Source organism: bacterium (genome assembly GCA_024224155.1).
Classification (GTDB): domain Bacteria; phylum Acidobacteriota; class Thermoanaerobaculia; order Multivoradales; family JAHEKO01; genus CALZIK01.
In genome coordinates this window covers 86,362-100,467 of sequence record JAAENP010000154.1, presented here as the reverse complement: position 1 = coordinate 100,467, position 14,106 = coordinate 86,362, and the positions used below count along the sequence as shown (strand labels likewise).

The following is a 14,106-nucleotide window of genomic DNA, read 5'->3' as shown; positions in this document are numbered from 1 at the left end:
CAATCAAGTGTATTTCGGTCCCAGCCGACGGGCACACTCCGAGTGTTAGCATCGCGCTCGCATCGATGAGAACTCCGAGGAGGTCGGGTATATGAGACGAGCGATTCTAGCGCTGCTGCTTGGCGGCTTGGCGCTGGCGGCAACCGGCTTGGTACCGGGTCTGGAAGCCGGCACCGACAGCAGCGGCGCCTTGGCGGCAACCGGCGCGACCAGCCCGGCCGTCGAGCCGCCGGCCGTCTCGCCGAGCGGCACCGATACCGCCCATGCCTCCGATCCCGCCGACAACGGCGGACACTCGGAAGGCGGTGGGCACCAAAGCCCTGTCACGCCCGTGCTCCTCGGACTCGTCATCATTCTCATCGCCGCGAAACTCGGAGGAGAAATAGCGGAACGAGTTCACCAGCCGGCCGTCCTGGGCGAGCTGGTCGCGGGCGTCGTCTTGGGCAACCTCGCGCTGGTCGGATTCCACGGCTTCGACTTCCTCGCCAGCAACGAGGGAATAGCGATTCTGGCGGAGCTCGGAGTCGTACTCTTGCTCTTCGAGGTAGGAATGGAATCGAACGTGCGCGAGATGCTCTCGGTGGGTTCGTCGAGCCTGCTGGTGGCCTGTCTTGGAGTCATCGCGCCGTTCTTTCTAGGCTGGGGCGTCTCGTTGTGGCTGCTGCCCAGCGAGGACATTCTGGTTCACGTGTTCATCGGCGCCACGCTCTGTGCCACCAGCGTCGGGATCACCGCCCGCGTGTTGACCGATTTGGGCAAGGTCTCGACACGGGAAGCCAAGATCGTCCTCGGCGCCGCGGTGATCGACGATGTCCTCGGCTTGGTGATTCTCGCCGTGGTCTCGGGCATCATCGCGGCCGCCAACACCGGCGGCACGCTGGCAGCCACCGATGTCCTCGCCATTATCCTGAAGGCCACCGCGTTCCTGGTAGGCGCGATCGTGATCGGCAGCTGGCTTTCGCCCAGACTCTTTCGCGTGGCCAGCCGGCTTCGGATCCGCGGTCTTCTCCTGAGCCTGTCGCTCGCATTCTGCTTCTTGCTGGCGTATCTCGCCAATGTGATCGAGCTGGCGCCCATCGTCGGCGCTTTCGCCGCGGGCTTGATCCTCGACGAGGTTCACTACCGGGACTTTCTGGGTCGGGGAGACCACGCCCTCGAAGAGCTCCTGCATCCGATCAACACGTTTCTGGTGCCCGTGTTCTTCGTGCTGATGGGGATCAAGGTCGACCTGTCGACATTCGGCCAGGTCGAGGTGCTGGGCTTCGCCGCGCTCCTCTCCATAGCCGCCATCGTCGGCAAGATGATCTGCGCCGTGGGAGTCGTCGAGAAGGGTCTGGACCGGATCTCGGTCGCCGTGGGCATGGTCCCGCGAGGCGAGGTCGGGCTGATCTTCGCCGGCATCGGCGCGGCCCTGATTCTGCGCGGTCAACCGGTCATCTCGGGCACGATCTTTTCGGCCGTCGTCATCATGGTCATCGTGACCACGTTGATCACGCCGCCGCTGCTCAAGATAACCCTGGCGCGTGGAGACCGGATCAAGGCTTCGAAGGAAGCGTAGCGACCTCGTCCGGATGCGCATCGGCCGGCGGTAGGATGACCACGATCTCGCCCGGACGTGAGAGTCCGACCTCCTCCCGAGCCACCCTCTCCAGGGTGTAGGGATCCGAACGAAGGCGCCCGATGCGCTCGCGCAGCTCGGCGATGCGAGCGTCGGTCTTTCTCAATCGGGCCTCGAGTTGAGCCTCGCGCGCCTTGAGCCGCACCAGGTCTCGAGAGCCGTCGTAACCGGCCAGTAGCAGAACCGCGAAAACCACGGCGCACGCTCCGAAGAGCAAGGTCCGAAAAGACGAATCCCGGCTCTCTGTTTCGGTTTGGTGCGTCTGACTCACCGGCGATAGCGAGGGAAAGCCGCGCTTCCGGGATAGGTGGCCGTCCCCTCGAGCTCCTCTTCTATCTGCAGCAGGCGGTTGTACTTGGCGACGCGGTCACTGCGGCATGGCGCGCCGGTCTTGATCTGGCCGCTACGAACGGCGACCGCCAAATCGGCGATGGTCGAATCCTCGGTCTCTCCCGAACGATGGCTGATGACATTGGCATAGGCATTGGTTCTCGCAAGCTCGACCGCGGCCAGGGTCTCCGTCACGGTGCCGATCTGGTTGAGCTTCACCAGCAGCGCGTTGGCCAAGCCGTCTCGAATGCCGCTGGCGAGGATCTCCGGATTGGTCACGAAGAGATCGTCACCCACGAGCTGCACTCGCCCACCCAAGCGCTCGGTCATCAGACGCCAACCCTCATGGTCGTCCTCGGCCAGACCGTCCTCGATCGATACCACCGGATAGCGATCCAGCCATTCGTCATACATGTCGACGAGATCCGCGCTCGTGAGCCCGGTCCTGCCTTCGCCGGCGAGAACATAGCGGGCCGAGCCGGCCGACGATTCCTCGGTGAACTCGCTCGCGGCGACGTCAACCGCCAGCGCCAAATCCTCACCGGGCACGTATCCCGCGCGTTCGATGCCCTCGATCAGAAGATCGAGCGCCTCGCTGTTGCTGGCCAGGTTGGGCGCAAAACCACCCTCGTCCCCCACCGCGGTCACCAGATTGCGTTGACCCAGAACCTTCTTGAGCGCATGGTAGGTCTCGACACCGGCGCGCAGAGCCTCGCCGAAGTGCTCAAAGCCGACGGGAACCAGCATGAACTCCTGCACGTCCACCGAGTTGTCCGCGTGAGCGCCGCCGTTGAGGACGTTCAACATCGGTACCGGCAGGACCGTGGAGTTGGGGCCTCCCAGGTAGTTGTAGAGCGGCAGGCCGCATTGAGCGGCGGTTGCCTTGGCCGCCGCGACCGAGACTCCCAGAATCGCGTTGGCACCGAGGCGACTCTTGTCTTGCGTGCCATCCAGCTCGATCATCGCGGTGTCGAGAAGGGTCTGGTCGCGCGCATCCATACCGGCAAGCTCGCCGGCCAACACCTCGTTGACCGAGCTCACCGCACGCAGCACACCTTTACCCCCGAAACGCTCGTCGCCGTCGCGCAGCTCGAGCGCCTCGCGCTTGCCGGTCGAAGCCCCCGAGGGCACCGCCGCGCGACCCACCGCTCCTCCGCTCAGAAGGCAGTCCACCTCGACCGTCGGGTTGCCGCGTGAATCCAGGATCTCCCGACCCGCCAGCTCTTCGATTTCGAACATGTCCTTCCTCCGTGGGAACCGCCCCGAGCCAAGCGTACCCTCCGGGCCATGCCGCCGCAAACAGCCGCCCTCGAGCACCTGCGCGCTACAATTCAACGAACCGCTTCTCCCTCGGCGCGGTCAACCGACGCGATGGCAGAAAACCTCTTGACCGGCTTCGCCTTCGGCCTGTTCGTCTTCATAGTCGGCGCGTCCGCGCTCGCGGTCTTCAATTTCTTCCGACTGAAAACCCTGGAGCGAAAGTACGGGGAACTCGAAGACGAGGTGGCCTTCCTCGAACGAGCCGCCGGCTCGGATCGAGGGCGCACGCTGGACCGACCGGATCGAGAGCGGCCCCAAGCGGAGAAAGCGGAGACCACCCCTCCTCCGACGCCGGCGGTTGTCAAAGGAGAACCGCTGTTCGAACCCCTGCCCGAAGGCCGGTCCTTCGACCTCGAAGCCCTTATCGCTGGGGAGTGGCTGCATCGGATCGGGATTCTGGCGATCCTGCTCGCGACCTCGTTCTTTCTCAAGTACGCCTTCGACAACGACTGGATCGGCCCGACCGGGCGAGTCGTCATCGGCCTGGTCGCCGGCACCGGCCTGCTGGCCGGCAGCCAGTGGTTCTCGAGCCGCGGCCATCGCGTGTTCTCGGACGGCATCGCCGCCCTGGGCGGCGGCGTTCTCTTTCTCTCCCTCTATGCGGCCTGGGACTTTTACGAGTTGATCCCCCAGGCCGCCGCGTTCGGCGGGATGATTCTGGTGACCGCCTCTCTGGCCGGCCTGGCTCGAGGTCGAGGTTCGCAGAGATTGGCGGTTCTGGCGCTGCTTGGCGGTCTGCTCACACCAGGGCTGCTCAGCACGGGCGTCGATAACCAGACGACCCTTTTTGTCTATCTGCTCGCCCTGACCGCGGGCTTTCTCGCCCTTGCCTGGACCATGAGGTGGCGCTGGCTCGCTCCGATTGCGCTCGCCGGCTTCGTCGTCTATTTCTTTTCCTGGTACGACGAGTTCTACGAGCCCGCGAAACTCCTGCCCACCCTTCTCTTCGGGACGCTCTTCTTTCTCTCTTTCGGCGCGCTCGGAGCCCTCCGAGCACGACAGGATGCACCGCTCCACCTGGACGAGACCTGCCTGGTCCTCGCCAACGCGTACTGGTTCGGTCTCGGCCTGCACCTCATGCTCTACGACGACCATCGCTGGTGGCTGACGATCGCGGTGCTGGTGCTGGCCGTCGTCTACCTCTTGCTGACGCGCGCGTCGAGCGCGAGCGCGACCCGCTATGTCTTCGCCGGGGTGGCTCTAGCGTTCGCGACCGCAGCGATTCCGATCCGCCTCCAGGGCGAGTGGATCCGGACCGCGCTGGCCGTGGAAGGCGCGGCGCTGGTCTGGGCGGGGTTTCGTAGCGGCATCCGGGCACTGCGCTGGACCGGACTGGCCCTGATCGCCGTCGTGGTCGTCCTGCTCTTCGATGCGTCGGGTGACACCGAGAGGTTCCTCCTCAACGAGCGCTTCCTGGCTTTCGTCGCGGCGGTGGCGGCTCTCGCCGCGAGCGCCTATTGGGGCACTTCCGATCGCGCCCGAATCGGGCCCGACGAGCGCCGGATCTTCGAGATCGCGGGGATCGCGGCCAACGCGGTCGCCGTGTGGGGCCTGTCCGAGGAGGTCTGGCGCGTCCTGGGCACAGCGAGCGGCAGCCTCGACCCGAAGCTCGCCCGGCAGCTCGGCCTGTCGCTGCTGTGGACGATCTGCGGCGGTGTCCTGATCGGCCTCGGGGTCGGACGACGCGAGCCGGCCCTGCGCTGGCAGGGGCTGCTTCTGATCGGTCTCGCCGTCGCCAAGGTGTTTCTGTTTGACCTCTCGTTCCTCGACAAGGGCTATCGCATCGTCTCGTTCGTGGTGCTGGGCGTCGTGCTGCTCGCTCTGTCGTTCTTCTACCAGCGCGGACTCTCGGCCGATCGGAAATCGAACGAACCGTGACCGTCAGGCGCCTGCCTCTACTACTCCGGTTCTTCTTGGTAGCCGCTATCGGAGCCAGCGGAGGCATCGCGACAGCGTCGCCGGCGGCGGCATCCGCGGCATCTGAAGACCGCGCCGTGGACCTCGGTTGGGCTTGGCGCAACTGGGCCTACTCGCGACCGATCGCGATCGGAGCCGAAGCGCTCGAGCAGCGACTGGTCCGAGTGCCTGTCTCCGATGAGGTCTTCGCCCACGCCAGCATCGACCTTTCCGATCTCCGGGTCATCGACGACTCCGGCAAAGAGACCGGCTACGTGCTCTATTCGGGCTTCCCCACCGGCAGTCTCGCTTGGCGCGACACCGACTTGATCGACACCGGCTACGTGCCCGGAAGCTACACCCAAGCAGTCGTCGATACCGGCGGCAACGATGCGGTGCATAGCGTGGTCAAGGTCGAGCTGTCGGATCGGAAAGAGGACTTTTTCGGCTGGGCCGAGATTTCCGCGAGCTCGGACTATGAAGCCTGGAGGACACTCCGTGCCAAGGCTCCCGTCTACCACTTCCGGGAGACCGGCGAGGGGCAAGCCATGCGCGTCGGCTATCCCCCGACCCGCGACCGCTGGCTGAGGCTCCGCCTTCTGCGTGACGACGGTGCCGTTCCGATCGCGAGTATCCGAGTCGCCAATAAACACCTGGAATCCGAGGCCGAGCTCGAAGACGCCGGTCTCGAGCTCGCACTCCGCGAGGACTCGCCGGTGGACGAAAGCTGGTGGGAGCTCGCCTCCGAGCGAAGAACGGCTCCGATCTCGGCGGTGCGCGTCGAGACTCTTCGGAACGAGTTCCATCGCCCGGTCAAGGTCGGCGCCAGCGACGACGGCGACACCTGGAGAGATGTCGGCCGCGGACTCGTCTATCGGTTCTTGAATCAGGAAACCGGCGCCGAGCGAGAGTCTCTTCAGGTGGAGTTCAGCGGCAGCTCGGCGAGATTCTGGCGCGTCGCGATCCTCGACGGCAATGACGCCCCGATCGACGATCTTCGGATCACGCTTCTGCGCCCGGTCCAGAGCGTGGTTTTTAGACCCGAGGCCCGGCGAGCCTTTAGGCTGCTGTACGGCCATTCCCGAGCCGAGAGCCCCCGTTACGAGCTGGCGCAACTGCTCGATAGCGGCCAATTGGCTGCCGCGCCCCTCGGTGCGCTCGGCGCCGAAGAGCCAAACCCGGACTTCGTCAGCTCCGAGCCCTTCTCCGAGCGCCATCCGGTGCTGATATGGGCAGCTCTGGCCCTGGCGGTCCTGGTTCTCGGCGCTCTGGCCGTCAAGTCGTTTCGCTCGGGATCGGATCCGTTCTCCGAATAGCACTGGCGACTAGCAGCGGCGATTGACAGCGGCGAGGTGCTGTGGCACGATTCTCGGCCCCGGCAACGGGGACGGTGACGCGGGGTGGAGCAGTCTGGTAGCTCGTTGGGCTCATAACCCAAAGGTCGCAGGTTCAAATCCTGCCCCCGCAACCAAGTCGATTCAACAGGTCGCTTCTCGAAGCGACCTGTTTTGTTTTTCGCGAGATAAGATCTCCTCGATGGTGACCGAGCGACAGAAACAGGAGCTCGACGCACCGCTCCTGCTGATGGCAACCCCCCAGGTGCTGGACCCGTTTTTCAACAAGAGCGTGGTGCTGTTGCTTCACCATGACGACGAGGGCAGCTTCGGTTTCAACCTCAACCGCCCGACCACGGTCTCGGTTGCCGAGATCCTGGAGGGCCTCGCAATCGAGTGGACCGGTGACCCTACGCTTTGCGCCTTTCTGGGTGGCCCGGTGCAACCTCAACTGGGCACGGTCCTGTTCGGCGACGAAGGCGCCCAGCCGGATGACGCCAGCGGCGACGAGACCACGACCTGTGTGCTTCCGGGCCTGTGCATGACTCAGCATGTCGGCGACCTGGCACGCCTTGCAAGGAATCCTCCGGACGGTCTGCGGCTCTATCTGGGCTATGCCGGGTGGGGCGCCGGCCAGCTCATGGAAGAGATTCTGCGCAACGACTGGATCGTCGGACCCGTTCTGGACGAGCTTCTCTTCTCCAGCGACCCCGGATCGGCCTGGCCGCTGGCTCTGAAGGCGGCGGGAGTCGATCCGAGCACGCTGCCCTCATGGACCCCGGACGACACCGCGGCGGGGGTCAACTAGCCATGATCCGGGCCCTCGCACAGATCGCCCTCAACGGACTCGGGGTCGTGGTCGCGGCCTACCTGGTGCCCGGGATTCACTACTCCGGCGACATCTTGTACCTGCTCCTGACCGGACTGGTCATCGGAGCTCTGAATCTCCTGGTCAAGCCGCTGGTCACGCTCCTTTCGCTGCCGCTCATCGTCCTGACCTTGGGTCTCTTCTTTCTGGTGATCAACGGACTCATGCTCCTCGTCGCCTCGGGCCTGCTCTCGGGGCTCGAGATCGACGGCTGCCTGCCGGCCATTCTCGGCGGGCTCGTGCTCGGGATCTTCAACTGGCTGGTGCGAGCCTTCACCCCCGAATGAGCGCGCGGCGAGCTCGACCGACGCCCGGGCGCGCCAAGCGCGAGAGTCGGCCGGCCAGAAAACGGCGGACCGAGGAGATCCTGGAGCGGCTCCGGGAGGAGTACCCCGATGCCCGCTGCGCTCTGCGGCACCGAAGCGCGCTCCAGCTACTGGTGGCGACCATCCTCTCGGCTCAGTGCACCGACAAGCGAGTCAACCAGGTCACCCCGGCGCTGTTCAAGAAGTACCCGAAGGCCGTGGACTACGCCGATACCCCGCTAGCCGAGCTCGAAGAGATGATCCGCTCGACCGGCTTCTTTCGCAACAAGGCCAAGTCGCTCAAGGGGCTCGGACAGGCCCTGGTCGAGGAACACCGCGGGCGCGTACCCCGCACGCTCAAGGAACTAATCAGACTACCGGGAGTCGGGCGCAAAACGGCCAACGTCGTTCTGGGCAACGCCTTCGGCATCGACGAGGGCGTGGTCGTCGACACCCACGTCGGCCGGCTGTCCCGACGTCTTGGGTTGACCGACAACAACGACGCGGTCAAGGTCGAAAGCGACCTGATGGAGGTCGTGCCCCAGGCCGCCTGGACCCTATGGGCCCATCTCCTCATCTTCCACGGCCGTCAGGTCTGCCACTCGCGCAGGCCGGACTGCGCCGAGTGCGTTCTGGTCGACCTCTGCCCTTCGGCCGAGGTTTAGTGGAGCCAGGGGAGTCCAGGGGAGTCCAGGGAAGCCCAGAAGAGCCAAAGGAGCCGGGCATGAACGATTCCAGACCCACAGCGGTGGTCACCGGGGCCAGCTCCGGCATCGGCCGAGCCAGCGCGGTCACGCTGGCAAAAGCCGGTTTCGACGTGATCCTGGCGGCCCGCCGTGAAAGCCGGCTGGAGAAGATTGCCGCCGAGATCGGCGGCCGGGCGATCCGGCTCGATGTCGTCGATCCGAAGAGCATCGAAGCTTTCGCCGCGCAGTGCCCGGCTGCGATCGACGTCCTGGTCAACAACGCCGGCGGCGCCCTGGGTCTCGATCCGGTGGAATCCGGATCCGACGAGGACTGGATCCGGATGTGGCAAACCAACGTTCTGGGAGTCGCGCGCCTGACTCGCGCGCTGCTGCCGGCGCTCCGGCGCTCGCCGAGTGCGCATATCTTGATGCTCGGCTCGACCGCGGGATTCGAGACCTATCCCGGCGGCGCCGGTTACACCTCGAGCAAACACGCGCTGCGCGCGGTCACGAGGACCTTACGCCTCGAGCTGCTGGGCGAGCCGATCCGTCTGACCGAGATCGCTCCCGGCATGGTCGAGACCGAGTTCTCGATCAATCGCTTCTATGGCGATCGAGATCGAGCGGACGCGGTCTACCGGGGTCTGACCCCACTAGTGGCCGAAGACGTCGCGCAGTGCGTTCTGTTCGCCGTAACGCGGCCGGCTCACGTCAACATCGACGAGATCGTCGTACGCCCCGTGGATCAGGCGACCTCCACCGCGGTCCACCGCAGGAAAGACTGAAGGCCCCCGGTCGAGGACCTTCGCTTCGCTCAAGGGCAATTCGCGGCTGAAGGCCAGCCGCGTGCGCCTCGGAGCGAGCCTCTCTTCGCTCGCGGAGAGGCGACACCGGCGGCCTCTATCGGGTCCGTAGATCGAGGTGCCCTCGGCGACGCACAAGACGGTCGAGACCCTTCGCTTCGCTCGAGGGCAGGCGGAGGTCGACCGCTACCGTTCGCCCGTCGAGCCGAAGCCACCGCTGCCTCGATCGCTCGGCTCGAGCGAATCCACCTCGACCAGGTTGACCCTCGAGCAGGGAGCGATCACCAGCTGGGCGATGCGCTGGCCCCGATGAAGACTCACGGCTTCCTGGCCCAGGTTGATTACCAGCACGCTGACCTCGCCACGATAGTCGCTGTCGATCGTGCCGGGTGCGTTGACCAGCGCCAACCCGTGACGCGCGGCCAGTCCACTGCGCGGTCTCACCTGCCCTTCCCAGCCGACGGGAATCTCGAGCGCCAGGCCGGTAGGTATCGCCACTCGCTCGCCAGGCGCGAGCACGAGCCGATCGCCCTCTTCGATCGCGGCGCGCAGGTCCACGCCGGCACTCCCCACGGATGCGGCGCGCGGCAGCTCGAGGCCCCGGCCATGCGCCAGTCTCTGAACGCGCACGGTCAAGCCCATCGACCCGCCTCAGCGACGCTCACGGTCGTTTCTCCGGTTGCGTCGATTCCTCGATCGGCTGTCGTCTTTCCGATCGAGCGGACTATCCGGCATTCCACCTTCGGTGACAGGTTCCGCCCCCGCTGGGTAGGCGCGGCCGATCCAATTACTGTGCAGCCGAGGCACGTTCTCGCCGGCGTTCTCGACTCCGAACTGCGGCAGCAGCTCGGTGGTGAACTTCCAGTCCTTATAGGACGTCCCGCCCTCGAACGACCGGATCGCGGTGCCCTCGCTGAGACTGTGCACGCCTATGATTGGTCCTCGCGTGACCTGCTCGCCGGCACGAGGGACTCCTCGCCGACCGCCACCGCGATCTTCGATCCGCTGGCGCGGGGAAATGGTCTCTTCCGGGGCTTGCCGCCCCTGCCGTCGGCGGTCTCTTTCACGATCTCGTTGGTCCCGTCGCCGTCGTCGTTCCTCCCGCAGGCTGCTTCGCTCTCTGTTGGTACCAAGACCGGCGTCAGTTTGGGACTGAAGCCCGGGGTCGAGTCCCTCGGCCCCGGCGAGAACCAGGCCCCATTCCGGCTCTTCATTCATGGGATCGAGCCAGAGTTGGCGAATGCAGCGTGGCTCGATCTCGATCAGTTCTTCGAGACGCGTCGGGAATCGACCGGTCCGCTTCTGAAAGACCCGAATCGCTTCGGCGTACTGGAGCCCGCGAAAGACAAGCACACTCTCCTTGTCGCGCTGAATCACCTTGCTCCACATCGGAAGAGAAGCCGCAATCGCGATGTTGACCACCGCGACGATTACCATGAGGGCCACTAGGTTGTAGCCCGCCTGCCGGCGTCGGAGGTCCGATCGCCTCCGGAGCGGCCGCGCGCCGGTGGCTACCATTCGCTGTAGGGCTCGCCGTCGAGGCCGCTTTTCGGAGAGCCCGATCGAACGTCGATCACGCCCGGGGCTCCGTCCTCTGAAAAATCGGTCTCGGCGGGCTCGAGATCGGGATCCGGAGTGTCGTACTCGAGAACCCAGGTTTCGGTGCTGCGCGTCATCGGGTCACGCGGCACTTTGCGGAAGTACCCCTCTTCGACCAGTGCTTCGAGGGTCGGCGGATAGAAACCCTTGTCGGCGTGGTACTGATCGATGACGTCTCGAATCGCGTGGAGGTTGTTCTTGAGTACCGCCTCGCGAGCGCGCACGGGAGTGTTCTTCATCGCCGGCATGGCCATTGTCGCCAGGATCCCGATGATCGCAATTACCACGATGAGCTCGAGCAGCGTAAAGCCGTTCGTGCTCGAGCGGCGACGCCTCCCAGGCGCACAGCGGATTCCTACCATTCCGCGTACGGGATCCCGTTGAGCCCCGTTCCTTCACTGAGAGAGTAGACATCGAAGAGATTCTCACCACCCCATGAGTTCGAATCCCAATCATCCTGAAAGCTGCGCTTGCCCCATTCGGCCTCTCCGGTCATAGGATCTCTCGGTATCCTGCGAAGAAACCGGAATCGCCTGTCGATCTGCCCGACCAGGTCGACTCCCTCGATCAGGACCTCGATGTCTTCCGGGTAGCCGTCGGTACCGAGCTCCACCGGGATCAGTCCGCCGTCACTGAAGCGCTTGAACTCGTCGATCGCGTTGCGGAGGATCCGCAGGTTGGTCCGTAGCTCCATTTCCTTCTGGCGTTTCATCGCATGCTTGCCCAATGGCAGGGCGATGCTGGCCAGAATGGCCATAATCGCCGCCACCATCACCATCTCCGCGAGAGTAAACCCGCCGGCGGCCGCGCGTCGCACCCGAATCATCACCGCCTTTCGGAGGTTGTGTCGGGACCCTCCCCGGCGGAATGGACGACCGCTAGAGCTTGCCAGGTTTCGAATGGCGCTACCGTCTCGAGATCGGCCGCGAGCGCGCGGGCTCGAGCAAAGCTGAGCTCGGTCTCGCCGGGTCTCTTGGCGCGAAACAAGGCGGTAGCTACGGAGCCACTGCCGCTTACGCCGTCCGATCGGCCCAGGCGGCTGGCTCCGATCACGACCCTACCCGGTGAGGCGGAGTCGACGACCACCTCGGCGGCTTCCGGGCCTCCGAGGAAATCACCCGGCCTGAGACGCTCGAACTCGATCACCGACGGATCGAAGGCCAGCGTCAACGGAAGGTGAGCCACCGCTTCGGCCGCATCGACCAGAACATCGACCTCGAAGACCTCGCCCACCTCGACATTGATGAGCGCCGGTTCGAGGATCATCCGCAGGCCACCGCCCAGAGGCTCGACCTCGGGCTCCCGCTCCACCGCCACACTTCGCAAGACCGAATCGGCTCCGTCGTCGGATACCTCGGTGAATCCACCCGGTACGATGATCAACGATCGATCGGCCAGGTTGCCGCCATCGCCGTCGCCATCGTTATCGTCACCTTCGTCAGGTTCGCGCCCGAAGACGTCGCCCGGCGCCGCCGAAGGCGCCAAATCGATTCCCGTGGGAGTCTCCTCCTCTTGCGCCTCCTCTTGACCGTTACGCTGCAGGCCGCGCGGCAAGTTCTGGATTCGGCGCCGGATCATTTCGCGAATTCGCTCGGCGTCGCTGCCGGAACCCTCGTCGAAGGGACCCTCGACCTCGGACTCGACCCGGGGGCTGCCGCCCCGGAAGGTGATGTTGGCCTCGGTGCCGACCCAGATCGGCAGCAGATCCTCTTCGGTGATGTCGGGGGTACGAATGATGTGAGGCGTCAGAGTCAACACCAGATCCGTGCGATTGCGCTCGGTTCTTTTGTTGGAGAAGAGCCGGCCCAGAACCGGAATATCCGATAGCCCGGGCACCCCGGACTCGGTGGTGGTTTCACCGGTCCGGATCAAGCCGGCGAGGAAGTTGGTCTCGCCGTTCTTCAGCCGGATGGTCGACTCGATGGTCCGAGTCCCGATGATCGGCTGATTCTGACCGCCGGAACCCTCGACGAACCCACTCAGGTCGCTGACCTCGACCTGCAGCTGCAGCGAGATCTCCTTGTTGTGATGGATCCGGGGCTCGAGGTCGAGTCGAATGCCGATGTCCTGGTACTGAAACGACGTCAGGGGAACGATGTTGCCGCCCACGGTCTGCGAGGTGTTGAAGGAAGTCACCGGAATCGGGATTCGATCGCCGATATGAAGGGTCGCCTGCTCGCCGTCGCTGATCCGGATCTGGGGGCTCGCCAGCAACTCGGCGTCGGTGCTGTTCTTGAGGAAGTTGTAGGTGATGTTCGGGATCGTCACGAACCAGTTGCCCTGGTTGATGAACTCGACGTCCGAGACGCGCACGCTGCCCGGACTGGCGCCGCCCGAATCGAACGACTGGACCACGAAGTTCTGCGACAGCTCGACACCCAAATCACGGATCTTGGTGCCGTTGACCTGCAGCAGCTCGACGTCGATGACGACCTCTCCACGGGCTTTGTCGTTGGTGTGAATGATGCGCTCGGCCACTTTGACCTTATCGGCCGTGTCGCGGAGGATGATCGCGTTGAGCTGATCGTTGGCGGCGACGTTCTTGGCTCCGACCAGGCTCCGAAGCATGGTCATGACGTCTTTGACCTCGGCATTCGACAGGAAGAACGTTTGAATGACGAGGTCTTCGTAGTTGCGCCGGTTTTGAGGCGAGTCTTCGGCGACGATGATCGACTGCTCGTCGAGCACCTTGTAGAAGTGATTCGCGGTGCGCATCAGGATCTCGAGCGCATCCTGCGCCACGACATCCCTGAGCTCGATCGCAATCTGCTGATCCCGCAGCTTCGGGTCGAAGAGGATGTTGATACCGAAGGCCGTGCCCATGGCCTTGTAGATGTCGAAAACCGACACCGCCTTGGGAAACTCGAGCGAAATCGGCTCCGTCGACCGGGGGCTCAGGATGGGGGGTTGCGGTCGCGAGCCGCGGTTCTTCTCTTTCAGATCCTGAAGCGAGTCGACGTAAGAGCTTTCGTCCGCTCTGAGTAGCTGATCACGCAGCTTCTCGAGCTCCACCATTGCGTATTGATTCGATGGGTCGAGCTGAACCGCTTGCTGAAACTCGGCCAGAGCCCGCTCGATCGCGTTGGCTTCCTGGAACTTCTTGCCGCGCTCGAAATGCTGCTGAGAAGCCCGGATCTTGGCCCTCAACAAACCTGTTCTGTAGGAGACACGATCCGGAGCTTGATCCAGCAGCTCGAGATAGTGGAGAACGGCCTGGTCCCAATCCCCCTGCTGTTCGGCCGCTTGGGCCAGGCGGTAGGCCCGGTTGGCCGTACAGGCCATCAGCACCAGGAGCAGCAGGCCGCTGATGAGAAGTGATCGCCGTTTCATGAATTTAGACCTCGTTT

General features: G+C 64.5%; 14 protein-coding genes and 1 tRNA gene. 8 read left to right on the top strand and 7 right to left on the bottom strand.

Annotated elements, in window-relative coordinates:
* Positions 1-91 precede the first annotated feature (91 nt).
* Complete coding sequence (locus tag GY769_09380; GenBank protein ID MCP4202133.1) at positions 92-1,558, top strand: cation:proton antiporter; 1,467 nt, start codon at positions 92-94, stop codon at positions 1,556-1,558.
* Here the strand turns inward: GY769_09380 and GY769_09375 are convergent.
* Together GY769_09375 and eno are read right to left on the bottom strand one after the other, a co-directional pair.
* A complete protein-coding gene (locus tag GY769_09375; GenBank protein MCP4202132.1) occupies positions 1,536-1,814 on the bottom strand; it encodes a septum formation initiator family protein in 279 nt (92 codons plus the stop codon). The genes GY769_09380 and GY769_09375 overlap by 23 nt on opposite strands.
* A gap of 71 nt (positions 1,815-1,885) precedes the next feature.
* The gene (eno, locus tag GY769_09370) at positions 1,886-3,187 is read right to left on the bottom strand and encodes a phosphopyruvate hydratase (protein ID MCP4202131.1); all 1,302 of its coding nucleotides are present in this window, start codon (positions 3,185-3,187) and stop codon (positions 1,886-1,888) included.
* Between the two features lie 132 nt (positions 3,188-3,319).
* Between eno and GY769_09365 the strand changes: the two genes are divergently transcribed.
* The 7 genes from GY769_09365 to GY769_09335 all read left to right on the top strand — a co-directional run bounded on the left by GY769_09365 (position 3,320) and on the right by GY769_09335 (position 9,142).
* Positions 3,320-5,146 (top strand): DUF2339 domain-containing protein, encoded by a 1,827-nt coding sequence (locus GY769_09365; GenBank protein MCP4202130.1) that lies wholly within the window; start codon positions 3,320-3,322, stop codon positions 5,144-5,146.
* Complete coding sequence (locus tag GY769_09360; GenBank protein ID MCP4202129.1) at positions 5,143-6,480, top strand: DUF3999 domain-containing protein; 1,338 nt, start codon at positions 5,143-5,145, stop codon at positions 6,478-6,480. The genes GY769_09365 and GY769_09360 overlap by 4 nt, the downstream gene beginning before the upstream one ends.
* A 78-nt stretch (positions 6,481-6,558) precedes the next feature.
* Positions 6,559-6,635, top strand: a tRNA-Met gene (locus GY769_09355).
* A gap of 65 nt (positions 6,636-6,700) precedes the next feature.
* Positions 6,701-7,306: a hypothetical protein gene (locus tag GY769_09350; GenBank protein MCP4202128.1), complete on the top strand. Its 606-nt coding sequence runs from the start codon at positions 6,701-6,703 to the stop codon at positions 7,304-7,306.
* 2 nt (positions 7,307-7,308) lie between these two features.
* Positions 7,309-7,653 (top strand): phage holin family protein, encoded by a 345-nt coding sequence (locus tag GY769_09345; protein MCP4202127.1) that lies wholly within the window; start codon positions 7,309-7,311, stop codon positions 7,651-7,653.
* Positions 7,650-8,336, top strand: coding sequence for an endonuclease III (gene nth, locus GY769_09340; protein MCP4202126.1), 687 nt, complete (start codon positions 7,650-7,652; stop codon positions 8,334-8,336). The genes GY769_09345 and nth overlap by 4 nt, the downstream gene beginning before the upstream one ends.
* Before the next feature lie 59 nt (positions 8,337-8,395).
* Positions 8,396-9,142, top strand: a complete 747-nt coding sequence (locus GY769_09335; protein ID MCP4202125.1) for an SDR family NAD(P)-dependent oxidoreductase — start codon at positions 8,396-8,398, stop codon at positions 9,140-9,142.
* A 204-nt stretch (positions 9,143-9,346) separates the two neighbouring features.
* On the opposite strand, the gene dut is transcribed toward GY769_09335, so the two are convergent.
* Genes dut through GY769_09310 form a run of 5 tightly spaced genes read right to left on the bottom strand, consistent with a single transcriptional unit; the run spans position 9,347 to position 14,089 of the window.
* Positions 9,347-9,802, bottom strand: coding sequence for a dUTP diphosphatase (dut, locus tag GY769_09330; GenBank protein MCP4202124.1), 456 nt, complete (start codon positions 9,800-9,802; stop codon positions 9,347-9,349).
* 9 nt (positions 9,803-9,811) lie between these two features.
* Entirely contained in the window at positions 9,812-10,678 is an 867-nt protein-coding gene (locus GY769_09325) for a type II secretion system protein (protein MCP4202123.1), read from the bottom strand.
* Entirely contained in the window at positions 10,672-11,121 is a 450-nt protein-coding gene (locus GY769_09320) for a prepilin-type N-terminal cleavage/methylation domain-containing protein (GenBank protein MCP4202122.1), read from the bottom strand. Before GY769_09320 ends, GY769_09325 begins: the two co-directional genes overlap by 7 nt.
* Entirely contained in the window at positions 11,115-11,585 is a 471-nt protein-coding gene (locus GY769_09315; protein MCP4202121.1) for a type II secretion system protein, read from the bottom strand. Before GY769_09315 ends, GY769_09320 begins: the two co-directional genes overlap by 7 nt.
* A complete protein-coding gene (locus GY769_09310) occupies positions 11,585-14,089 on the bottom strand; it encodes a hypothetical protein (protein ID MCP4202120.1) in 2,505 nt (834 codons plus the stop codon). The genes GY769_09315 and GY769_09310 overlap by 1 nt, the downstream gene beginning before the upstream one ends.
* Positions 14,090-14,106: the final 17 nt, after the last annotated feature.

Bases quoted from the DNA above. Each gene is read 5' to 3' on its own strand.
- GY769_09315 (MCP4202121.1), bottom strand. From the start codon at position 11,585: ATGATTCGGGTGCGACGCGCGGCCGCCGGCGGGTTTACTCTCGCGGAG.
- nth (MCP4202126.1), top strand. From the start codon at position 7,650: ATGAGCGCGCGGCGAGCTCGACCGACGCCCGGGCGCGCCAAGCGCGAG.
- GY769_09350 (MCP4202128.1), top strand. From the start codon at position 6,701: ATGGTGACCGAGCGACAGAAACAGGAGCTCGACGCACCGCTCCTGCTG.
- eno (MCP4202131.1), bottom strand. From the start codon at position 3,187: ATGTTCGAAATCGAAGAGCTGGCGGGTCGGGAGATCCTGGATTCACGC.
- GY769_09320 (MCP4202122.1), bottom strand. From the start codon at position 11,121: ATGGTAGGAATCCGCTGTGCGCCTGGGAGGCGTCGCCGCTCGAGCACG.
- GY769_09310 (MCP4202120.1), bottom strand. From the start codon at position 14,089: ATGAAACGGCGATCACTTCTCATCAGCGGCCTGCTGCTCCTGGTGCTG.
- GY769_09380 (MCP4202133.1), top strand. From the start codon at position 92: ATGAGACGAGCGATTCTAGCGCTGCTGCTTGGCGGCTTGGCGCTGGCG.
- GY769_09365 (MCP4202130.1), top strand. From the start codon at position 3,320: ATGGCAGAAAACCTCTTGACCGGCTTCGCCTTCGGCCTGTTCGTCTTC.
- GY769_09335 (MCP4202125.1), top strand. From the start codon at position 8,396: ATGAACGATTCCAGACCCACAGCGGTGGTCACCGGGGCCAGCTCCGGC.
- dut (MCP4202124.1), bottom strand. From the start codon at position 9,802: ATGGGCTTGACCGTGCGCGTTCAGAGACTGGCGCATGGCCGGGGCCTC.
- GY769_09345 (MCP4202127.1), top strand. From the start codon at position 7,309: ATGATCCGGGCCCTCGCACAGATCGCCCTCAACGGACTCGGGGTCGTG.
- GY769_09325 (MCP4202123.1), bottom strand. From the start codon at position 10,678: ATGGTAGCCACCGGCGCGCGGCCGCTCCGGAGGCGATCGGACCTCCGA.